A 13910-nucleotide genomic window follows, 5' to 3' on the forward strand; every position below is an offset into this window, starting at 1 on the left:
CCAACAGTTTGGTCGGCACGGGGTTGATTCGGCACCGGTTACCTACCGGAGTCGATAACCTCTCGGGATGGATTCGGACGACCCAGGAGCCCCGGACGAGAGTCGCGACTCGAATGAAGGTCTAGAACCCGACAAGAGCCAGCCGCTCGATGCTGCGCTCGCGGATGCCGCTCGGGAGGCGGTGCAGAGTCCGGACGTTTTGGAGGCCATCGATCACGCCGCTCGGCGCCAGGATCTTGGGGCTGGTGTGCTCGCGGGTCTGACCGGGCGGCCTACCTCCGCGGCGACGAGGGCGGTCGATGCTGCGCTCGCGGACGCCGCGCGGAGCGCAGTCCTGAGCCCGGACGTTTCCGAGACTCTCAGGTTGGCTGCGAGGAGGGGAGTCGCGCGTGCGAATCCGACAGACCCCGCACTTCTGTTCGCATTGGAACGATCGCGAGCCCCCGAGATCGACGCCCCGGAGGACGAACCAAAGTCTCCGGAGGCGCCACATGACCGGACGATTGCCTCTGTCGGCAGCTTTTCCCCTGACTTCGAAGGCCCGGGCAGCTTCTTCGCTGCTTACGAGCTTGTGATCAATTCCTTCGCTGAATTGACGAACTCGGTCCAGGCCCTCGCTGCTGCGCGGCGAGAGCTCACCTTCGTCTGGCGCGGCCAACAGAATGCCGAGTGGGGTCTCCACAGCAGCCTCTATCGAAAGCTCATGACTCACTATGGGTTGACGGTGGCGCCGACCTCCCCAGGCGAACCCGCCGTGCAGCGGTTTCCCGATGAGGCCGACATGCTCGCTGCTGAGCTCGCGATTCTTGACAAGGCCGTTGAATGGCGAATGTCAGACACATCTGCACTTGAGCTGTTCGCGCGCCTGCAGCACCAAGGTGGACCGAGCAGGCTCTTGGACGTGACTCGAAATCCTCTCATCGCGGCGTGGTTCGCAGTTGAGGCTGGAACGGCGGACGACTCGGATGCGCGACTATTCGCGCTAGCGACGGGCCCAGTCCTCGAAAGCCGCGACAGGCCGACAGACCCGCCCGTAATTAGTGAAGTCCTCGCTGGCAGTCGATATCCGTTCTGGGCGTACAACTCGCCCGAGGATCGAGTCTCTGCCGCTTGGGGGACGGGTTCCAGGCGACGCATCTGGATCCCGCCCGCATACGACGCGCGAATCGCGGCTCAGAACGCCGCCTTCCTGCTCGAGGGTGTCCCGATGCTCACGAAGAAAACTATGCGGCTATTCCTCAACCCCAACGGTCGACAGTTCAGTCCCGTCGACGTCGCCGCTTCAATGTCCGTCTACGCGAGGCCCGTCCATCCGCATAGCCGTCCACGACCAATCAAAGCGAACTTGGCGCCGATCTTCAGTTTCCGGATCGCAGCGAGTGCCAAGGAAGAGATTCGGGAGATGCTTGAGCGGACCTATGGCTTCTCGTCGTCCCTGATCTATCCAGACATTCAAGGCATGAGTAACCGACTCCAGACTCGTTCGGATTGGATCGGAGAACGCACATAGTGGGTCGCGGCTGCGCCGACCCTCAGTTCGACTGGAAGCGCCTGCGCACTGCTGCACGTCATCGTGGGCGGAGTGGGCCACCCATAAGGCGGATCGAGCGCATGTGATCAGACTGCTGGTGCGACGGGACCTTGTCCGTCGTCCGAGGGGCGCGAACGGAGTGCTGCATCGAGTCGAGTTCGGCTCTGTTGCGAATCGGTTGAGCGATCATCAGATCGCCTCGGAGCTCGAAGATGTTCCTGCGCGAAGGCCACGAGCCCGGCTGCGGCGGTTGAACGGACGGGGATGTACTCAGCCGCTTGAACCTTGACGAGCGCAGCGGATCGGCTTTCCATCTCCGGCAGCGGTACGCGTTCGAAAAAGAGTCTTTCGCGTGTTCCTGCTTCGATGATTCGGCCGATGCGGTCGTCGATGTGTCTCGACAGCGCCAAGAGCCGCTGTAGTTGCGGATCGTTGTGCAGGTCCTTGCAGGTCAACTGTTTGGCTCGGGTAGCGGCGAGGAACGCGTGGGGTACAGCGGGTGCGCCGTGGCCTGCCTGCCCGGAGAGATCTCTCGTCCAGCGCTGGAGGCGTTCGTACTTCCGCTCGCGGTCCAGCCACGCCTCGCGGAGGGTGGTGTCCTCCGTCGCGAGGCCACCGATTGTTCTGGAGACGATCAGCTGGGACGCGACGATCCGGCGCAGGTCGCGGGCATCGGGGATCGAACTGAGGGAGACCAGCAAGTTGTGGTGCGCGTGGACGACACCGGCGAGGCCAGCAGGTGCCGGTTCCTCTATCAGCTTCAACCTCGGCCGCCAGCCACGGAGGTCGACGCTGTGGTCGGTCCCGTGGGACTCAGCGAACTCGATGCACCGCTCGGCGGCTTCTTCCACGCGGAGCGCATGGCCTAACTGTGGCCAGCCTGGAGTGTTCGCGTATCGCTGATCCAGGACAACTAGAGCGCGGGTGACCGTCGCCGCGTCTTGCAGGACGGTTCGTACTTGGTCGCCGCGCAAGGTGCTGAAACTGACGCCGGCGCCGAAGTCGTGCTCACCGAGGCTCGCGGCACGCGCGGCCGCCTGCCACGCGGCAAGCATCGAGTACCTCTGTGGACTGTTCAGTTCCTCGATCGTGGGTCGGCGCATCGACGAACGCACCCACTCATCCAGTCGCATCTGCAGTTCGGTCGCTGGTGATCGGTCACGTCGTTCCGTGAGGGGGATGTGAGGACTGGGGTCGATGGCCCGCACGGCTTCGAGCGCCCAGACGAGCACGGCGTGGCGGTATCGGCCGAGCTGAAGTCCGAGCAGTCGCCGCTCCGCCGGGGTAGTGGTGACCGGCAGGGTGGGGATGCCGGGGCCGCCGATCCGGTGCTGGATGCGGTGTTGGCGCAGCAGGATGGCGAGTTGCTCGCGGATCACGCGGGTGTTCTCCCCGTACATCAGCCGTCGTCCTTCGCGCGGGCGGCGTCGAGCATGGACAGGACAAGCTCGAGCTCGAGGGCATCAACACCGAAGGACACGAGCAGGTCGATCGCGGTCTCGGCGATCCCGAGGAGGACGTCGCGGGAGTCGTCCAGCGCGGGGGTGATGCCTGGTGTGACGTCGTGGTGGGTCCAGTCGAGCTGCAGGAGGGCGCGTTCGTACTCGAGGGACGCATCGCGCGTATGGGCGCGGTCGGCCAGGGAGGCGATGGCTGAACGGGCCTCGGCGAGGGCGAGAGCGTGAGCGAGCAGCATGAGCAGGGAGTCCTTCCGTCGCGGTCGTGAGACCACCGTGTGTTCGTGACGCCCGGGTGGAGTCGGCTGCGTCCTGGATCTGTGGAGAACCCGACGCCGTTGGCGCGGGGGATGGTCAGGTCCGGCCGCCGAGTTCCACGTGGCGTCGGGTTTCGACGTCGTCGAGGACGAACTGGACGAAGTCGGCGTCGCGGTCCTCGACCACGGATTCGATTGCGGTGACGGTCGCCGGTTCGCCGGGCCACACGGTCTGGCGGGTGGGCCTGTCGCGGTCGAGCTTGGTGCCGCAGGTCGATACCCATTCGCGAAGCCGGTTGCGCGCGTCGGCGAAGTCGCGGTGCCATGCCAAGGGGCCTGAGGGCGAGCCGTCCGGATCGTAGGAGTTCAGCCAGTGCTGGTGCAGCGCCGACAGCTCCCAGACGAGCTCGTCGTGACGATGCCAGAACGGGGGCACGACGGTCGGGGGCAGCCCGTAGGTGTGCCGGAGCCAGTTGACCCACGCGTTGAGGTTGAGCCATTCGGCTTCGGCTTCGTCCGCGGTGAGCAGGTTCCAGTTCAGCGGCCTCACCAGTGCGTCGTCGAAGGAGGTGGTGGTCTGGAGCGGTGGGTCGTCGAACTCGCCGTCGGTGAAGAGCGGTTCTTGGTCGACGTAGTCGTGTGCGGCGCTCATGGCCGTCAGAGCCCCATGGCCGGCGCCGGGGAATCGGTGACGGCCATCTGATCAGCCGGCGGGTCGGGCTGGTGGGTGGGGGAGCGATCGACGCTGTACCGGGTGCGGGCGCAGTCATGTCCGATGCGACGGGCCACGAACTGCTCAACGGTGCGGCTGTCCTTGTCTCGCTCGTACTGGTGGACGTAGCCGGAGGCGACGAGCTGGTCGCCCACGCGGAACCGCGAGTAGGCGCGTTCGGCGGTCTTGTTGAACATCACCAGGTCGGCGAACGTGGGCTCCAGCTTGGTGAACGTCCCGTCGGCTTCCTTGCGGAACTGCTCGACGCCGACTCGCGCGTAGAACCGCGCCGCGCCGGTGCCGGTAAAGCTGAGGTCGGGTGGGGTCGCGATGAAGCCGTGCAGGCTCACTTGGGTGGGAATCGTCATATTGCACTCCTGGTCGCTGTGTCGGCCGGCCCGTGTCGGTCTCATCGGTCAGGTGCGCGACGTGCACCAGAAGAGCTGTGATCGAAACAGGCGTCATGTCCGGCGCTGCCCGACGTGCCGCCTCACCGTTCTGATCCCGAGCGACGGGTGACCAAGACGGACCACCGCATTTGTCAGATCCGTCGCCGTCGCCTAAGGTTCTCCCAAGAAACGGCTGTTGCTCTTGTGGCTCGTGTGACATCCGATGTATGCAGACGATCTCGGGGAGTAACGATGCGGGTTCACGCGACGCGGTCTGGCTTAGATGTCAGGCCCTCGGTCTTGGCGACGCTGGTCGCCGCGAGCGCGACGGCCTTGGTGGTAGGTATCGCAGCGGCACCGAGCGCCGTAGCTGAGGAAGCTCCCGCGCCGGACGCCGTCGAACCGCAGACCGCGCGAGATTCTGATGGCGACGGTTCGGTGGATCGCCCGGATGCGGTCTCGGCGTCTTCGACTGCTCGGGCGTCGGACGAGCAGGTCGAGGTGTTGTCGGAGCGGACCGCTTCGACACGGACGTTGGCGAATCCGGATGGGTCGTTTACGACCGATTCGTTCGCCGAGCCGGTCTGGACCGAGGATGAGGACGGCTCGTGGGAGCGGATTGATCTGACGCTGGTCGAGACTGAGGATGGTTGGTCTCCCAAGGCCGCCCCGGTCGATGCTGTGTTCTCGTCCGGTGGGGACGCGACTTTTGTCGAGCTGTCTGACGTCGAGGGTCAGGATCTGAAGTGGCAGTGGCCCACGGATCTGCCGGAGCCGACGGTGGATGGTGCGACGCTGACCTACCCGGATGTGGTGGAGAACGGCGACTTGGTGGTCACCGCACTGCGGACGGGTTTCAGTCACTCGATTGTCCTGCGTGAGCAGCCGACGGAGGATCTGCAGATCCCGATCCCGGTTCAGTTGGGCGATGCGGAGCTGCAGGTCAAGAAGGATCAGTCTCTGGCTGTGGTGGACGGCAAGGAAACGCTTGTCACGGCTGTGCCGCCGGTGATGTGGGATTCGACCGAGACTGCTGCCGGGGATCCGGCGAATGTGGCTCCGGTGGGGGTCGAGGTCGAGTAGGAGGGCGCCGACTCGACTCTGGTGTTGACGCCTGATGCTGAGATGTTGAGCGACCCGGCCACGGAGTATCCGGTGACGGTTGATCCGACGTTCGTGGTGCAGGCGGGCAGTAGTGCTTGGGTGCAGACCACCAACTACCCGAACGCGGTGCTGAATGATCCGTTCCTGCGGGTCGGTACCTACAACGGGGGGACGTATCGGGCGCGGTCGTGGGCGCGGTTCTCGTCGTCGCAGTTTGCGGGCAAGCAGATCTTGAGTGCCCAGCTGCGGTTGTGGACGTCAGTTTCGGAGGTGTGCGGGTCGGCGTTGTTCCGCGTCAAGCGGATCACGCAGACGTGGTCGGGGACGACGCTGAGCTGGGCGAACCAGCCGACGGTGACCAACGACGACCAAGCATCGGCGACTTTGGCGTCCAAGGGCGGACCGTCAGGTTGTTCGGCCCAGTCGCACGACTACGTCAATGTCACTAACATCGCCAAGTCGTGGGCGGCCGGTGCCGCGAACCACGGTGTGCGGATCACGGCCGATAACGAGACGGACAACAGGTCGTGGCGCAAGTTCCGTTCGGCGCACTACACCGGCGGTGAGTCCCTGATCCCGCGAATCACGGTCACGTACAACCGGCCTCCGGCGACGCCGGCGGCGGTTACGGTCGCGAACTCCACGTCCAGCGGCGGAACCCTGTACGCCCGGACTGCCAAGCCGCGAGTCTCGGTCACCGTCGCGGACCCTGACCGGGGCACGGTCCGTTCGAAGATCAAGATCTTCCAGGGCAGCACCCAGGTCGGCGCGGACCAGCTGTCCGCGTATGTGGCGTCCGGTGGCACGGTGGTCAAGGAGTTGCCGACGCTGGCCAATGGCAGCTATCAGTTGCGGGTCTACGCGAACGACGGACATGCCGACTCGGCGTCGTACAAGGCGGTTCCGCTGGTCGTGGACACGGTCGCTCCGCCGACCCCGACGGTGACCTGCACCGGAGGTGTCGCCTCGGGTCAGTGGTATGACACGCGGCCGGCCGAGTCGACCAGCTGCACGGTGACGTCGGCGGGCGCAAAGACGATCACTTGGACGCGTAACAAGCAGCCGCAGACCGCACTGGCGGCGAACGCCTCGGGCGTGGCCACGACCCCGGTGATGTCGATCGCCAACGATGGAGTCCTGGGTCTGAAGTTCATCGCGACCGACATCGCGGGCAACCCGTCGGCAGCGAGCGTGTTTGGGTTCGGTACCGGCGCGGGCGCGACAATCACCCCGGTCCAGGGCGAGCGCACCAGTTCGTCCACGTTGGTCACCGCTGAAGGCCCTGGTGGAGCTTCGGGTGCGCACATCGAGTACCGGGCACCCGGTGACGACACTGTGTCTTGGGTGACGGCGACGAAGGTCAGTGGAGCCAATTCGAGCGGGAGCGTGTCGGTGTCCACGTCTGACTTCGAGACGAGTCTGACTCCGTCGATGACGTGGGACATGGGTGCCGAGAATGGTATCGACGCACCCGCGGTGCGGCACATGCGCGTGTGCTTTGAGTTCGATGGCATCTCCAAGTGCACGCCGTCGCGTCAGGTGACGCTGGTGCCGGCCGCGTTCGGGTCGAGCTTCCCGACTGAGTCGTTCGGGCCCGGCACGCTGGCCCTGTCGACGGGCGAGTACTCGCTGGACCAGACTGATGTGTCCGTCCCGGGCTTCGGGGGCGATCTGACGATCGGCCGCTCGCATCGGTCCTTCGCTGGCGCTACCTCCCCGGCCGCGTCGGTGTTCGGCCCCGGCTGGGTGGCCGACCTCGCCGGCCCAGAAGCAGGAGAGGCTTCGCTGGAGGTCGTCGACCACACCGCCAACGAAGCCGCGATCACGCTGGTGTCCCCGGACGGGTCCTCGGCGACCTATGTGCATGAGGACGACGAGGCGGCCGCCCAGCTCGCCGGCTACTACCTTGGTGACGCCGAGACGAGCACGGACAATGATGTCCTGGAGCTCTACAGCGACTCCGGCGTCAAGAAGCTCACGTTGTCCCAAGAAGACGGCACCGAGACCACCTGGAAGCATGTGGGCTCGGGTAACTGGGTCATCGACGAAGTCCAGGAGCCCTTCGAGACCGGGTCTACCAAGTACGACCACCACGATGACGGACGCGTGAAGGCCATCTATGCGGCCGCGCCCACCGGCGTCAACTGCAGCCCCACGTCACAGACGCCCGGTTGCCGTGCGCTGGTCTTGGAATACGACACCGACAACCTCCTGACCCGGATCGACCTGAAGATCTGGGATCCCGTCCCCACCAGCGATGGCACACCGTCGAACACCACGGACCAGATGAAGACCATCACCGTCGCCGACTACACGTACACGAACGGCCGGCTGGCTTCGATGAGCGACCCGCGCCTCGACGCCTCGATGAAGACCGAGTACGAGTACGACACCATCGGCTCGAAGACGAAGATCACCAAGATCACTGTGCCCGGTCTGACACCGTGGCGCTTCACCTACGACACCTCCGAAGACAACAAGGGCAAACTGACCACGGTCAAGCGCGCCCAGACGACCGGGTCCGACGACGCCACCTGGACGGTCGACTACACGACACCGCTCAGCGGCACCGACCTGCCGGACGTCACCGTCGGAGGGGTGGCAAAGTGGGGTCAGACCAACCCGCCGGTGGCTGCAGCGACCGTGTACGGCCCTGACGCGCCCGCGAGCCCGGCTCCGTCCGACGGCACGATCTCCTATTGGGACACCGAAGGCCGCACCACCAACACCGCCACCTACGGCGCAGGGGACTGGCAGCTCGACACCGCCACCTACGACGCCAAGGGCAACGTAGTCTGGGCGCTCGACGAGGGCAACCGCAACCAGGCCATCGCCTCCAGCACGGAAGCGTCAGAATCGGCCGAGGTCGCGAACACGCTCGCCACGATCACCACCTACAATGCCGATGGAACCCGGGCCGAGTCGACCACCGGGCCGACCCGGACGGTCATGCTAAAGAACGGTGACGTGATCGCCGCGCGAGACTACTCCGAGACCGTCTACGACGACGAAGCCGCGGCCGAGAACGTCCCCGCCCCCGGTCGGCCGACCCCCGAACCCGACGCGCCGGCACTGAACCTGCCGGTCGAGGAACGCGGCGGCGTCATCGACGCCGAAGGCACCACCTACGACATCACCCGCACCCGCTACCGCTACGACCCGATCGAGACCGGCGACGGCGACGGCTGGGCCACCGGTAACGCGACCCAGACCTCCACCGAGCTCGGATCGGGCTGGTCCACCACCCAGACCCGCTACAACGCCGACGGTCTGCTGATCGCGAGCACGACCCCCGAAGGCGTCGCCGCCAGCGGTAGCGACCGCCAGGTCCGCACCACTGTCACCACCTACTACACCGCCGACGACTCGGCGTCGGTCGCGACCTGCCGCGACAAGGACCAGTGGGCAGGGCTTGTCTGCCAGACCGGCCCGGCCACTCAACCCGCCAGCGGCGAGCCGATCCCGGTCGAAAAGACGACCGGCTACGACTATCTGCTCAACCCCACACGCGTGGTCGAGGCATCCGGCTCGATGAGCCGGATCGAGGTGACCGGCTACGACACCGCCGGCCGCAAGATCACCGAGTCGACCACCGTCACCGGCGCTCCAGCTGGGGACCAGCCAGTGGCCGCGACCACGCACGCCTACTCGACCTCGACTGGCCTGCCTACCACCGTCACAAACGGCTCGCAGACCCAGACCACCGGCTACGACGCATGGGGACGGGTCACCAGCCAGACCGACGGCGCCGGAAACACGGCGGAGACGACCTACGATGCCGCCGGTCGGGTCAAGACCAAGAAGAACGACAAGGGCACCTACACCTACACCTACGACGGCACTGACGCCAACGGTGACGTCGAGAAGCGCGGCCTGGTAACCAAGCTCGACGTCGATCTCGCCTCCGGCCCGGACGAGATCACCGCCGCCTACAACGCTGACGGCAACACCACCAAGACCGTCTACCCAGGCGGGATCACCTCAGTCCGCAGCTACGACCCGGCCGGAACCGAGACCGCGCTGGCGTGGACCGACGCCAACGAGATCGACCTGGCAGCGTTCAGTCAGACCGTCGACGCCGACGGGAAGGTCCGCCAAGCTTCCTCACCCGGCTCGTCACAGACCTATACCTACGACGACCGCGACCGACTCACCAGAGTCCAGGACACCACCGTCGACGGCTGTACGACGCGCGCCTACCAACTCAGCCTGGACTCCAACCGCAGTGCGCTGACCACCAGCGGACCCGGCGCTGACGGAACGTGCACCACCAGCGGTGGCACGACCAGCACCTCGTCGTTCGACCAAGCCGACCGGATCGCCAACCCCGGCTACCTCGACGCCTACGACGCGCTGGGTAGGACTCGGACCGTCCCGGCTGTCGACACAGAGGCTCCGGACGGCAGCAACCTCACAGCCGCGTACCACGCCAACGACATGGTCGCGAAGCTTACCCAAACCGTTCCCGACGCCAGCGGCAATGTCACTAAGTCCAAGACCTACGGACTGGACGCGTCCGGACGAATCGGGACGATTGCCGACAACGTCGACGGGGTCGGCGTCCGCGAGGCCGTCAACCACTACGACGACTCCAGCGACAACCCGTCCTGGGTCGCGACCAAGACCCGACCAGACGCCGGCACAGTCTGGGAGGAGTCCTGGACCCGCAACGTCGAGGGTGTCGACGGAGACTTGGCAATCACCGCCAGCGAGGACGGCACTACCGAGCTCCAGATCTCCAACCTGCACGAGGATATCGTTGCCAGGGTTGATCTCGCAGCCGCGACTTCGGGCCTGACCGGCTACAGCGAGTCCACCGAGTACGGCATTAATCGTGAGGACGCCATCGGACTCGGCGGCCAGTACGGGTGGCTCGGAACCAAGCAGCGCTCGAGCGACAGCGTTGGCGGTTTGATTCTCATGGGAGTCCGCCTCTACAACCCAACGACCGGACTATTCCTCTCCCGCGACCCCGTCGCCGGCGGCAACGACAACACCTACACCTACCCCGTCGATCCTGTAAACGAGAGCGACATCTCCGGTGCTTGCCCCTGGTGTATCGCATACGCTGTGTACCGCGGATACAAGATCTACAAGACGTACAAGAAGGTCAAGAAGGCCTGTAGGAACAGTTTCCTGCCTAGCACCCCCGTGCTGATGGCGGACGGATCGACCAAGGAAATCGAAGAGATCGCTGTCGGCGACGTCGTGTTGGCTTCCGACCCGGAGACGGGCGAGAAAGCTAGCGAGGAAGTCACAGATCTTATCGTGGGCGATGGGGTGAAAACTCTCGTTCGTATCGGAAGCGATCCGGACGGCGACGGTGTGACGGAGTGGATTACCGCAACGAGCGGGCATCCATTCTGGATTCTCGGAAGAGGCTGGGTCGATGCGGCCGATATCAGGATCCGTGACTCAATGTTGAGTGCTGATGGACGCGCTGTGGAGGTCACGGCTCTGTCTGGTACGGCTCGGGTCGCTGTGGTGCACAACTTGACTGTCTCCCGCCTCCACACGTATTTCGTTATGGTTGGCGACGAATCGGTTCTCGTTCACAACTCGCAGGCCTGTCCTGTCCACGGCCATGCCCCCGGAGCGGGAAGGGGAGGGAAGGTTAAGAAGGGGAGGCACCAAGAAGGAGGCAGTCGTCGGCAGGCTGATCAGAAGCGAAGCAATAACAAGAACAAGCGCCAGAAGCAGTGCATTCGCGCATGGTGGTGCGTGAATTGAGCTTAATGATGCGTGTCAAAGGTAACGGGCGCCTACGCACCGAGGAGAAGGTGACTATGTCCACGCCCCTGAATGATCTTCTCGATGCTGAGCGCGCTCAGTATCCGGTCCGAATCGACCGACAGGACGAATGGTATCCAGATACTCTATTTGGTTACGTGGTGAGCGTCTCTAAACAGTGGTTCGCTGTCCAAGAGTTAAACGAAGCTGTCTTCTTCGACGCCTACCAGGTCGCGCGGACCCCGGATGTGGTGTCTGTGGAAGACGATCGCGAGGCAGGCTATATCGAGCGAGCTGTGGCTGCTTTGGGCCGGCCCCCCGTGGACTTCAGGCTTCCCGAGGAACCGTCGACTGCCGACGTATTGCAAGCTGCGGCTGCCCATTCGGAGTTGTTCGTGGTCTGCTTCGAACGTGAACCGGATCAGCCGACGATCGTCGGAAACCTCCTGGCCTTGAGAGAACATGATTTCTCAATGCAGATCATCAATCCACGGGGGGTTTGGGTAGATGGACCTACGGACTGGAAATACGATGACGTGACCCGAGTCAGGTCGGGCGGGCGGTATGAAGCTGCACTCGCGCGATTCGGCGAGAAGCGTCCTGAGCTGTGACTGTCATTGAGGACAGCACAGGCCTTTGACTTTCGGCCTGCTGGCCAGGTCGTCGCCACCGGCTGGCGTGGGCCACACAGGCAGCGCAAACCACAGATGCAGGCACCGCAATCAGCCTCAGGGAGACCACGGAGTAGCGCACTCCAAGGCGGGGTTGAACTCCCGCCGCTACAGATGGCTCGGGATCCATCAGCGTGACACAGGAAACCACCCTCGGGTGCCTTGCGCTGATGGGTGGCCGATTCTACAACTCCCGGACTGGGCACTTTCCGTCGCCAGACCCGGTGAGAGGCGGAAACGACAGCTCCCTGATCTACCCGTCTGATCCGCCGAGTAGTTTGATCTGGACGGGATGAAGAAGAAGCGCAAATAGTGCAAGAGGGCGGTCCGTCAGATGGAGTTGGCTTGGTACTGACCTGTAACCGGTTTCCCGGACACCGAGTCTGAGGCGATGATCGTCTTGGAGAGGAGTCCGCTATGCCAGCACCGAAGGATCCGGAGTTTCGTCGTCGGGCGGTTGAGCTTGCCCGGTTGCGGGAGAAGCCGATCGCGCGGATTGCGAGGGATTTGGGGATTGCCGAGTCCGGGCTTCGCCGGTGGGTGGCCCAGGCCGACATCGACGAGCAAGAAGCAGGGTCTGACGACCGATGAGCGGGCCGAGTTGGTCCGGTTGCGGCGTGAGAACCGGACGCAGGCGATGGAGATCGATCTCCTAAAGCGGGCGTCGGCCTACTTCGCGCGGGAGAACGTGCTGCCAAAATAGGGTCCGGCTCGTTCGTGAGCTTGCCGCCGATGGTTTCGCCGTCGCGGTGACGTGCCGAGTTTTGGGCGTGTCGACGTCGCGCTACTACGAATGGCTGCGGCGGCCGCCGTCACGGCGCGACCTCACCGATGCGTATTTGCTCGACGTGATCATCGATATCCACACAGCGACCCGGCAGACCTACGGCGTCCGACGGGTCCACGCCGAGTTCGTCCTGGGTCGGTCTCATCAGGTTGGCCGGCGCTGGGCGGCACGTCTGATGTCCTGTCTTGGGTTGGCCGGAGTTCACCGGCGCAAGTGGCGTCATCAGCGGCGTTCGGAGACGGTCTGGCCCGGCCACGTCGAGCGCCGGTTCCTAGCTGACGCTCCGGATCGGCTCTGGGTCACCGACATCACCCAGCACCGCAGCAGCGAAGGATGGGTCTACTGCGCAGCCGTGGTCGACGTGTTCAGCCGTCGGGTGGTGGGTTGGTCGATCACGGACCACCTGCGCACTGAGCTGGTCGTCGACGCGCTCGAGATGGCGCGACTGCGCCGACGTCCGGCCGGCACGAGCCTGCACTCGGACCGCGGCAGTCAATACACGTCGTGGCTCTTCGGACACCGGCTCCGCGAGGCCGGCCTGCTCGGCTCGATGGGCAAGGTCGCCTGCGCCTACGCCAACGCCCTCATGAAGTCGTCCTGGAGCTCGAAGCAGATCGAGTTGCTCGATCGTCGCTACTGGACCACCCGAACCGAACTCGCCCAAGCGATCTTCGAGTAGATCGAAGCGTTCTACAACCCGGTCCGGAGACACTCGGCCCTGGACTACCGATCCCCGGTCGAGTTCGAACGACTTCACACAGCCGCCCGACAAGCGACATGATCAACACACCAGAACCGTCCGGGAAACCGGCTACAGGTCAGCCCTGGTCGTCTACGTCGACGACGACCCGGCCGGTGGGGGAGCGCAGCTCGAATGGATCAGCCGGGACGAGCTCGTGCCGCTAAACGTCGACCCGAACCCGGCCACGGTCCTGCCGGCACGCGCCGCGCTCAACCCCGATGATCTAGGCGACTACTGGGCGTCAGCTGACGCCGGTGCCGGCGGCCACGGGGACAGCGAGTCGCGCCGGACGATCCGGGACGGCTTGCCCGGTGCGTCAAACTCGATCCCCCGTGCTCGTGTGAACAGTTGGCGTGCGCGATCGCCGCCAGCACGAGCGTCGCGGGGCCGCTGGTCGAGCCCGGACACCGCGTCGTTCAGATCCACCGGGTGCTCGGCCGAGAGCAGCGATCGCCGCGAGTCGCCGCTGGACCACGTGCCCGTCTCGGCGGGCAGTGGTCGACGCTGACCAGGTCGCCGTCGTGCCACAG

At 64.9% G+C, this 13910-nt stretch carries 9 protein-coding genes and 1 pseudogene; 6 read left to right on the forward strand and 4 right to left on the reverse strand.

What is annotated here, in order from left to right; genetic code table 11:
- Positions 1-67: 67 nt before the first annotated feature.
- Positions 68-1510, forward strand: coding sequence for an FRG domain-containing protein (locus tag B2363_RS10165; protein ID WP_286929918.1), 1443 nt, complete (start codon positions 68-70; stop codon positions 1508-1510).
- Between the two features lie 107 nt (positions 1511-1617).
- Here B2363_RS10165 and B2363_RS10170 read toward each other — a convergent pair whose 3' ends face one another.
- From B2363_RS10170 to B2363_RS10185, 4 genes are all read right to left on the reverse strand, one after another.
- Positions 1618-2931 (reverse strand): hypothetical protein, encoded by a 1314-nt coding sequence (locus tag B2363_RS10170; RefSeq protein WP_286929919.1) that lies wholly within the window; start codon positions 2929-2931, stop codon positions 1618-1620.
- On the reverse strand, positions 2931-3227 hold the full coding sequence (locus B2363_RS10175; protein ID WP_286929920.1) for a hypothetical protein: 297 nt from the start codon (positions 3225-3227) through the stop codon (positions 2931-2933). The genes B2363_RS10170 and B2363_RS10175 overlap by 1 nt, the downstream gene beginning before the upstream one ends.
- A 115-nt stretch (positions 3228-3342) precedes the next feature.
- Complete coding sequence (locus B2363_RS10180; RefSeq protein ID WP_376785937.1) at positions 3343-3795, reverse strand: hypothetical protein; 453 nt, start codon at positions 3793-3795, stop codon at positions 3343-3345.
- A gap of 107 nt (positions 3796-3902) precedes the next feature.
- Positions 3903-4325: a single-stranded DNA-binding protein gene (locus tag B2363_RS10185; RefSeq protein ID WP_286929922.1), complete on the reverse strand. Its 423-nt coding sequence runs from the start codon at positions 4323-4325 to the stop codon at positions 3903-3905.
- 321 nt (positions 4326-4646) lie between these two features.
- On the opposite strand from B2363_RS10185, the gene B2363_RS10190 reads away from it, so the two are divergent.
- The 5 genes and pseudogenes from B2363_RS10190 to B2363_RS10205 all read left to right on the forward strand — a co-directional run.
- The gene (locus tag B2363_RS10190) at positions 4647-5429 is read left to right on the forward strand and encodes a hypothetical protein (RefSeq protein WP_286929924.1); all 783 of its coding nucleotides are present in this window, start codon (positions 4647-4649) and stop codon (positions 5427-5429) included.
- Positions 5430-5474: 45 nt separating this feature from the next.
- A complete protein-coding gene (locus tag B2363_RS10195; protein ID WP_286929927.1) occupies positions 5475-11180 on the forward strand; it encodes a polymorphic toxin-type HINT domain-containing protein in 5706 nt (1901 codons plus the stop codon).
- Positions 11162-11791 carry a hypothetical protein gene (locus B2363_RS10200; RefSeq protein WP_286929928.1) on the forward strand — a complete coding sequence of 210 codons (630 nt, stop codon included), beginning with the start codon at positions 11162-11164 and terminating at the stop codon, positions 11789-11791. Before B2363_RS10195 ends, B2363_RS10200 begins: the two co-directional genes overlap by 19 nt.
- A 477-nt stretch (positions 11792-12268) precedes the next feature.
- Positions 12269-12442, forward strand: coding sequence for a transposase (locus tag B2363_RS16290; protein WP_376785938.1), 174 nt, complete (start codon positions 12269-12271; stop codon positions 12440-12442).
- A gap of 113 nt (positions 12443-12555) precedes the next feature.
- Positions 12556-13317 (forward strand): annotated as a pseudogene (locus B2363_RS10205) (IS3 family transposase); the annotation flags it as partial.
- Positions 13318-13910 lie beyond the last annotated feature (593 nt).

Origin of the sequence: Aeromicrobium sp. UBA7512 (genome assembly GCF_002476985.1) — a bacterium.
Classification (GTDB): Bacteria; Actinomycetota; Actinomycetes; order Propionibacteriales; family Nocardioidaceae; genus Aeromicrobium; species Aeromicrobium phoceense.

Excerpts from the sequence above, each read along its gene's own strand:
- B2363_RS10175 (WP_286929920.1), bottom strand. The coding sequence starts at position 3,227 with ATGCTGCTCGCTCACGCTCTCGCCCTCGCCGAGGCCCGTTCAGCCATC.
- B2363_RS10165 (WP_286929918.1), top strand. The coding sequence starts at position 68 with ATGGATTCGGACGACCCAGGAGCCCCGGACGAGAGTCGCGACTCGAAT.
- B2363_RS10185 (WP_286929922.1), bottom strand. The coding sequence starts at position 4,325 with ATGACGATTCCCACCCAAGTGAGCCTGCACGGCTTCATCGCGACCCCA.
- B2363_RS10170 (WP_286929919.1), bottom strand. The coding sequence starts at position 2,931 with ATGTACGGGGAGAACACCCGCGTGATCCGCGAGCAACTCGCCATCCTG.
- B2363_RS10200 (WP_286929928.1), top strand. The coding sequence starts at position 11,162 with ATGGTGGTGCGTGAATTGAGCTTAATGATGCGTGTCAAAGGTAACGGG.
- B2363_RS16290 (WP_376785938.1), top strand. The coding sequence starts at position 12,269 with ATGCCAGCACCGAAGGATCCGGAGTTTCGTCGTCGGGCGGTTGAGCTT.